Annotated in this window: 6 protein-coding genes; 5 read left to right on the forward strand and 1 reads right to left on the reverse strand. The window is 72.7% G+C overall.

The genetic code is table 11. The annotated features are described in order from the left end of the window. Positions 1-49: 49 nt before the first annotated feature. Positions 50-1141: an acyl-CoA desaturase gene (locus B9S58_RS21700; RefSeq protein WP_103533767.1), complete on the reverse strand. Its 1092-nt coding sequence runs from the start codon at positions 1139-1141 to the stop codon at positions 50-52. 256 nt (positions 1142-1397) lie between these two features. On the opposite strand from B9S58_RS21700, the gene B9S58_RS21705 reads away from it, so the two are divergent. From B9S58_RS21705 to B9S58_RS21725, 5 genes are all read left to right on the forward strand, one after another. Then, positions 1398-4400 (forward strand): DEAD/DEAH box helicase, encoded by a 3003-nt coding sequence (locus B9S58_RS21705; protein ID WP_103533768.1) that lies wholly within the window; start codon positions 1398-1400, stop codon positions 4398-4400. Beyond that, a complete protein-coding gene (locus B9S58_RS21710; protein WP_103533769.1) occupies positions 4397-5839 on the forward strand; it encodes an SWF or SNF family helicase in 1443 nt (480 codons plus the stop codon). Before B9S58_RS21705 ends, B9S58_RS21710 begins: the two co-directional genes overlap by 4 nt. A 263-nt stretch (positions 5840-6102) precedes the next feature. Further along, the gene (locus B9S58_RS21715; RefSeq protein WP_103533770.1) at positions 6103-6687 is read left to right on the forward strand and encodes an N-acetylmuramoyl-L-alanine amidase; all 585 of its coding nucleotides are present in this window, start codon (positions 6103-6105) and stop codon (positions 6685-6687) included. Between the two features lie 121 nt (positions 6688-6808). Then, complete coding sequence (locus B9S58_RS21720) at positions 6809-8062, forward strand: GAF domain-containing protein (RefSeq protein ID WP_103533771.1); 1254 nt, start codon at positions 6809-6811, stop codon at positions 8060-8062. A gap of 53 nt (positions 8063-8115) precedes the next feature. Continuing rightward, on the forward strand, positions 8116-8512 hold a 397-nt coding region (locus tag B9S58_RS21725), incomplete at its 3' end, for a transposase (protein ID WP_146063548.1).

Genomic DNA, 8512 nt, shown 5'->3' on the forward strand with positions numbered 1-8512 from the left:
CCTTCGCGGCCGGCGCCGCTCCTGTTTCTAAGAACGCGTCCGCGTCCTCTTACGTTCCCCATCGGCCGCGCTGTCGCAGCGGCTCACCCACCTCGTGCATGTGCGACAGCGCCTGCCGGTAGGACTCGATCAGCCCGGTCTCCGCGTACGGCATGCCGATCCGGGCGCAGTGCGCCTTGACCAGGGGCTGGACGAGCCGCAGGTTGGGGCGCGGCATGCTCGGGAACAGGTGGTGCTCGATCTGGTAGTTCAGCCCGCCGAGAAACCAGTCGGTCAGGACGGCGCCGCGTACGTTGCGCGAGGTCAGGACCTGCCGCTGGAGGTGGCCCCAGCGCTCGCCGTCGGGGTCGGGCATCTCCATGCCCTTGTGGTTCGGAGCGAAGGCCATGCCCAGGTGGAGGCCGAACAGCGCGTGGAGAACCAGCGCGAAGACGATCGCCTTGCCCGGGGACAGGGTGCTCATCAGCAGCGTCGCGTAGAGGGCCATGTGCGCGGTCAGCAGCAACGCCGGGACGGCCCGCTCCCGGAGGGGCTGACGGGGCAGGAACTGGAATCCGTAGATCTTCAGCGCGATGCCCTCCAGCAGGAGCATCGGGAAGAACAGCCGCGCCTGGTTCCTGGTCAGCCAGCGGGCGAAGCCCTCACGCTGCGCCGCCTGCTTCTGGGTCCAGACCAGGGCTCCGACACCGACATCGGGATCCTTGTCGATGTGATTGGGGTTGGCGTGGTGACGCACGTGCTTGTCGTTCCACCACGCCTCGTTCATTCCAAGAAGCAGATTGGCGTGTACGAGGCCGATCAGCCTGCTCGTCCTGCGGTCACCGGATATCTGCGCATGCCCCGCGTCATGGGCGACGAAGGCCGTACGGGTCCACACGACCGCCAGCGGCAGGGTGAGGAGCAGGCTCCACCAGGTGTCGCCCAACAGGACGAATCCGGTGATCACCGCGCCCAGGGCCGCCAGGTTGACGGCGATGCCGAGCGCATACCGGTCCGTGCGGCGCTCGAGCAGGCCCTGCTCCCGCACGGCGCGCAGCAGCGGCGCGAAGTCGCTTCCGGCCGCCGCCCCGCGGGCACCGGCCGGGCTGTCCGGACTGCTTTCGCCGGCGGGATCCGCAACAGCGGCTGTCGCCTGGGGCATGACGTCTCCGGTCTCTGGAACATATGCGCTGACCTCATCGAACGTACGGACCGGGGCCGGTGGGGAACATGGCGCCACCACCCTGGTCCCCCTGGGGCAGACCCCCGTGCCCGATGGTGGGGCTGGCTGCACCATCAAGAGCGACAGGAAAGAAGGAGTGACGCATGCCACACAGCTGCACGGTCTGTCGTCACGCGACGTGGAGTACCCTCGGCGACTCCACCCACTAGTCAAATTTGAGGAATCTGACATCGCTGTGCACAGGCACCCTGCGGCAACGCCCTCCGAGATCGCCGAACTGTCCCGCTGCTCCGCGGTCTTCGTCCCCGCGGATCCGGCCCGTACCAGCAGGGTCGCGTTCTGGAATCCGGACGGTAGCACCCCTTCCGACGCTTCCGGGACTTCGTCGGAGCTGACCGTGGTCGGAGCCGGCCTTCGGCCCCGTACGGTTTCGGCGCTGTTCCTCCCCGTGCGGGACGCTCTTCCGGTGCTGACCCGGGCACGCGCTGTCGCGCAAGCCTCCCCGGCCACCGCGTTCTGGGGCGCGGCCGCGCTGCTGGCTCTCCAGTTCGTCGCCCGTGGACTCCTGCTGCCGGGGCTGAGTTCCACCGACCACGACGCCTGGCGGATCGGACCGTTGGGAGCCGAGGATCTCGAACGAATCCGGGAACTGGCGGCGTCGATGCCGCCGACCGCGCACGCGACTCCCGTTCCCGACGAGGCCGGCGGGAAGCCGGACGGAACGCGGGAGCACAACGCGACGAACGGCGCCGTCGGCGAACCGCTGCTGCCCGAACCGGAGCGCCTGCTCCGTGCCTTCCTCGATGCCGTGGCCGACGCGATGCCCCGTACACCGGCTGCCGGCTTCGCCGCCGCCGGGCCCGCGTTCACCGCCCAGCAGCCGCAGTACCTGCCCGAGGGGCGGGCCTGGGCGGCCGATGTGGCGGCCGGTCACGACGCGGGCGTACGGCTCTCGTTGCGTATCGAGGTCGTCGGCGTGACCTCGGGGAGGAGCGGCACGGAGGCGGCCCCCGGGGCCGCGCCGGGAGCGGTGGGGCCGGGGTCCGGTCCGGACGTGGTCGCACCGTCGTTCCGTGCCGTGCTGCAGATCCACAGTGTCAGTGATCCCTCCCTGGTCGCCGATGCGGCCGAGGTGTGGGCGGGCGGCTCACGGACCGCCGCCGCGTTCGGACCGCGGACCCGGATGGACGCCCTCCTCACCCTGCGGCGGGCCGCCCGCGCCTGGCCCCCGCTGGCTCCGTTGCTCTCCGCCGCGGTGCCCGACTCGGTGGAACCGGCCGACGAGGAGATCGCCGAGCTGCTCGGGTCCGCCTCGCGTGCCCTGGCCGCCACCGGTGTTCAGGTGCACTGGCCCAGGGAACTGGCCAGGAAGCTCACCGCGCGCGCGGTGATCGGGCCGGACGACGCGGCCTCCCCGGACCGGGAGGACGACAGCTCGGGGGGCGGGCGGCAGGGGCGTACCACGGCGGACACGCCCTCGTTCCTCTCCGCCGACGCCCTGCTGTCGTTCGACTGGCGGTTCGCCCTGGGCGACCGGAAGCTGACCCGCGAGGAGCTGGACCAGCTCGCCGAGTCCACCAGGCCCATCGTGCGGCTGCGCGACCAATGGGTACTCATCGACCCCGAGGAGGCGCGCCGGGCCAGGGAGACCCAGGATCGCAAGGTCACCCCGATCGACGCTCTCGGCGCGGTGCTGACCGGTTCGACGGAGGTGGACGGCCGGCGCGTCGAGGTGGCGGCGACCGGCTGGCTCCAGCGGTTGCGGGACCGGCTGGCCGATCCGGAGTCCGCCGCCCAGCAGGCGATCGGGCAGCCCGAGGCGCTCACCGCGACCCTGCGCGACTACCAGTTGCGCGGTCTGAACTGGCTGCACACGATGACCTCGCTCGGCCTCGGCGCCTGCCTCGCCGACGACATGGGCCTCGGCAAGACGATCACGCTCATCGCCCTGCATCTGCACCGGCAGAGCGACCGCGACGCGGCCGGCCCGACGCTGGTGGTGTGCCCGACGTCCTTGATGGGCAACTGGCAGCGGGAGATCGAGAGGTTCGCACCGGGTACCCCCGTCCGGCGCTTCCACGGCGCGTCGCGTTCCCTGGAAGGCCTGGTGGACGGCGAGTTCGTCCTGACGACCTACGGCACCATGCGCCTCGACGCGCCCAGGCTCGCCGCCGTGACCTGGGGCATGGTCGTCATCGACGAAGCCCAGCACGTCAAGAACCCGCACTCGGCGAGTGCCAAGCAGTTGCGCGTCCTCGGGGCCCGTGCCCGCGTCGCGCTCACCGGCACGCCGGTCGAGAACAACCTTTCCGAGCTGTGGGCGATCCTGGACTGGACGACGCCCGGCCTGCTCGGCCGGCTCGGCACCTTCCGTACGCGGTACGCCGCAGCGGTCGAGGGCGGCAACGACCCGGGCGCCGCCGAGCGGCTCGCGGCGCTGGTGCGGCCGTTTCTGTTGCGCCGCCGGAAGTCCGACCCGGGGATCGCGCCCGAGCTGCCGCCGAAGACCGAGACCGACCGGGCCGTGTCGCTGACCCCGGAACAGACCGGTCTGTACGAGGCGGTGGTCCGCGAGACCCTGGCGGAGATCTCCGCCGCCGACGGCTTCGAACGGCGGGGGCTCGTGATGAAGCTGCTGACGGCGCTTAAGCAGATCTGCAACCACCCGGCGCAGTACCTCAAGGAGGAGCAGCCGCGGATCGCGGACCGGTCGGGGAAGGTCGAGCTGCTGGACGAACTCCTGGACACGATCCTGGCCGAGCAGGGTTCGGTGCTGGTCTTCACGCAGTACGTGCGGATGGCCCGGCTGCTGGAGGAACACCTGGCCGCGCGCGGGGTGGGCACGCAGTTCCTGCACGGCGGTACGCCGGTGGCCCGGCGCGAGGAGATGGTGGCCCGCTTCCAGGCGGGCGGGGCGCCGGTGTTCCTGCTGTCCCTCAAGGCGGCGGGCACCGGGCTCAATCTCACCCGGGCCGGTCATGTCGTGCACTTCGACCGCTGGTGGAATCCGGCGGTCGAGGCGCAGGCGACGGACCGGGCGTACCGGATCGGTCAGACGCAGCCGGTGCAGGTGCACCGGCTGATCGCCGAGGGCACGATCGAGGACCAAATCGCCGCGATGCTCGCCCGCAAGCAGGGCCTCGCGGACTCGGTGCTCGGCTCCGGCGAGGCGGCGCTGACCGAACTGACCGATGCGGAACTGGCCGACCTGGTCGAGCTGCGAGGGGACACACGATGAGCGACGCGTACGAGGACCACTACGAGTGCGACGACGTGTACGAGGCGGAGTCCGGGGCAAGCGGCGCTGCCGCGTCCACCTCCTCGGACGGGGGCGACGACGGGGCGTCGCGGGACGGCCGGCGCGGACCGGAGCGTACGTTCGCGGCGCTTCCCCCCGCGCACGGCCGGGGTTTCGCCACCTCCTGGTGGGGCCGGGCGTGGCTCAAGGCCCTGGAGGACACCGCTCTCGACGGCCAACAGCTCAAGCAGGGCCGGCGGCTGGCCCGGGAGGGCAGGGTCGGGGCGGTCTCCGTACGGCCGGGCCGGATCACGGCCGTGGTGCGGGACCGCGACGGCACGGCCTATCGCAGCGACGTCCTGCTCCAGCAGCTCGGCGCGGGCGCCTGGGACCGGTTCCTGGACATGGCCGTGGACCGGGCCGGGCACGTCGCGGCGCTGCTGGACCGGGAGATGCCGCCGCACCTGGTGGAGGACGCGGCGGGCGCCGGGGTCGATCTGCTGCCCGACATCGGCGATCTGGAGCCGGAGTGCACCTGCGGGACCTGGGACCACTGCCCGCATTCAGGTGCTCTCTGCTACCAGGTGGCGCGGTTGCTGGACGAGGACCCGTTCGTCCTGCTGCTGATGCGGGGGCGCGACGAGCGGCGGCTGCTGGACGAGCTCCAGGTGCGCAGCACCGCCCGCGCGGTCAGGGCGGGGGACGGCGGGGCGCGGGAGATGCGCGGCGACGCGGAGCGGGAGATTCGTGGGGTCCCTGCCGGGGAGGCGTTCGCGGCCGCGGGGATCCTGCCGCCGCTCCCCACTCCCCCGCCGGCCCCCGACGAGCCGGGGACCGGGCCGTCGCTGGACACGGAGACCGGGCCCGTACCCGGGATCGACCCGGCGGCGCTGGAGGTACTGGCTGCCGACAGTGCGGTGCGGGCCCGCCGGATGCTGCTGGACGCCTTGGCCCCGGGACACGAAGGACTGCCGCTCCCGGTGGAGCTGACCCCGCAGCAGGACGCGGTGCGGCTGGCCGCTGACGCCCGGCCGGAGCCTCGGATCGGGGCCCGGCTGGCCACGGGGTCCGGTCGCCCGCCCGTGGAACTGGACGCGGCGGTCCGCGCCTGGCGGTACGGCGGGGCCGCGGCGCTCGCCGTGCTGGACGAGGAGTGGACGCCGGATCCGGAGCACCTGGGGGCGGCCCGTGCTCGGCTCGGCGAGGCGTGGGAGGTGGGCGAGCGGCCGGCGCTGCGGGCGAGCGGACGGGCCCGCTGGACGGTTGTGGGCGCCGACGTCCAGCTCCGGTTCGACCGGAACGGGCGGTGGTGGCCCTACCGCACGGAGCGCGGCCGTTGGGTGCCTGCGGGACCGGCGGACGACGACCCGGCGGGAGCACTGGCGGGAGCCGAAAGCGGTGCGGCGGGCGGAGCGGACCTGGCGGACGCGGCGGTCTGAAACCGCCGGGGCCGGGTTGCCGGGGCCGGGGGCCACGGTGGATTCCGGGGTACCAGGCGAGTACGACGCCCCGCTGGGAAGCGACGGTTCCGGACGCGCAGGGGGCGGACGCGCGTCCGGAAGGCGACTGCGGGGAACCGGATGTCCGGCGGGCTCGTCATCTGCATCGGCGGAGGGGGTGATCCACGGCCGGGGAGCCTCAACGCCTCAGCTCCGTACACCCCCGTCCCAGCCCGGCCCCCGGCCCCGCCTCAGGAGTGCTGTTGCACCGCAGAAGGATCATTCAGTGCGCCGCCGCCACCATGGTGGCGGCCGTCCTGCCGGCCTCCGCCCGGGCGGTGGCGGCGCCGCAGGGCCCCACCGACTACGCGACGGCCTTCTGGGATCCGGCCGCTCCCGCCAACTACACCGTTCCCTCCCGCCCTTCGGAGCGCCGGGTCGACCGCGTCGTCATCCATGTCGCCCAGCAGTTGTTCACGCCGACCGCGGGCATCTTCCGCACTCCCTCCAAGCAGGTGTCGGCCCACTACGTGGTGCGCTCCGGCGACGGCCATGTCGCCCAGTGCGTACGCGAGAAGGACATCGCCTGGCACGCGGGAAACTGGAGCTGGAACACCCGGAGCATCGGAATCGAGCACGAGGGATGGGTGGACCGGCCGGAGTTCTTCACGGACGTCATGTATCTGCGGTCCGCCAGGCTCACCGCGGACATCTGTGAGCGCCATGGCATCCCCAAGGACCGGGAGCACATCGTCGGCCACCACGAGGTACCGGGCAGCGACCACACCGACCCCGGCGTCCACTGGGACTGGGAGCGCTACCTCCGGCTCGTCGGCGACGTCACCTGAGGCCCTGTCCGAGGCCCTTCCCCCGCCGTCCCGTGGTGATGACTCCGCGCACCGAGGTTGTCGCGGAGGCCGGCGGCGGCGACGATGGGAGAGCATGACAGCCCTTGGACGGAGGGTCAGGTTGACGGATTCCTGGGTGGCCCTGGCGGCGGACACCGATCCCGGCGAACGGCGCGGCGCGCTGCGCCGCGCCCACGAGGTGTTCACCTCGGCGGGACGGCTGGAGCGGCCGGTCCGCGCGGTGGTCGGCGCGTCCTGGCGCCGCTCGGCACGGGCGCGGGTCAGCCCGGACGACGCGCCCGTGGTGGAGTGGGGACCGGACGAACTGGGCCCCTACCGGGCGGCGCATCCCCTGGCCCGTGCGATGCCCGTGATCCGCGAGCTGATGGGCGCGTACGCGACGGACGGGGAACATCTGCTGGCCGTCTGCGACGCCCATGGCCGCCTCCTGTGGGTCGAGGGCCATAGGGCGGCGCGGCGGCGGGCCGGCCTGATGAACTTCGTGGAGGGCGCCCGCTGGGCCGAGTCCGTGGCGGGAACGAACGCGCCGGGGACGGCTATCGCGGTGGACCGCCCGGTACAGGTCTTCGCGGCCGAGCACTTCCTGCGGCCGGTCCAGCAATGGACCTGCGCGGCGGCACCGCTGCACGACCCGCACACCGGCCGGGTGCTGGGAGCCGTGGACATCACGGGCGGCGACCGTCTCGCCCATCCGCACAGTCTGGCGTTCGTCCAGGCGGTGGCCCGGGCCGCCGAGTCCCAGCTCGCGCTGCTGGCCCCGCCGTCGGAGGTCGAGGCGGTGCGGCTGGGCGCACTGGGCAGGGACGAGGCGCTGCTGGTGGCGCGAGGACGGCGGCTGCGGCTCAGCCGGCGGCACAGCGAGATCCTGGTCGCCATGGCCCGCCGGCCAGAGGGGCTGAGCGGTGAGGAGCTGCTGGTCGAACTGTACGAGGACGAGTCGGTGACCCCGGTGACGCTGCGGGCCGAGCTCTCCCGGCTCCGGCGGCTGCTGGGGCCCGACCTGCTGGGCTCGCGCCCGTACCGGCTGGCCGTCCCGGTGGACGCCGACTTCGACACGGTGACGCGCCGGCTGGCCTCTGGCGCGGTGGCGGCGGCGCTGGCCGCGTACCCGGGCCCGCTGCTGCCGGGTTCCCGGGCCCCGGCCGTCGTACGGCTGCGGCGGCGGATCACGGACCAGCTGCGGGCCGCGCTGATCGCCCGGAGTGATCCGGGGCTGCTCGCCGACTGGGCGTACAGCCCGTGGGGCGAGGAGGACCTGCCGGTGTGGCGCGCGCTGGCCGGGGCGGTTCCGGCGGACCAGCGGGCGGCGTCGCTGGCCCGGGTCCGGGACCTCGACGCCGAGCAGCGCGGCTAGTACTGCAACCGTGCTTGCAGTGACGGTGTGACGGCGTGGTCGTTGTACCTGTCATGGGTGGGGACCTCGAGATCAATGACGTGCGGCGGTGGGCGGTTGGGCTGAAGGAGGTGCACGAGCGGTTCGTGCACCGCTTTCAGCGTTCGGAGCCCCGCGAGTCGGCGCTGGCCTACATGCACGGGTTGGTGTCGTCGCTGGAGCGGAAGAACGCGTGGACGGTCGCTGAGCGCGCGGGGCATGACCGGCCGGACCGTTTGCAGCGGCTGCTCAATACGTGCGACTGGGATGCCGACGAAGTCCGCAACGATGTGCGGGAGTTCGTGATGGAACATCTCGGTGACAGGAAGGCGATCCTGGTCGTGGACGACACCGGGTTCTTGAAGAAGGGGGTCCGCTCGGCCGGTGTCCAGCGCCAGTACACCGGCACGGCGGGGGCCCGTATTTCAATAA

This window comes from Streptomyces sp. SM11 (assembly GCF_002910905.1).
GTDB lineage: Bacteria > Actinomycetota > Actinomycetes > Streptomycetales > Streptomycetaceae > Streptomyces.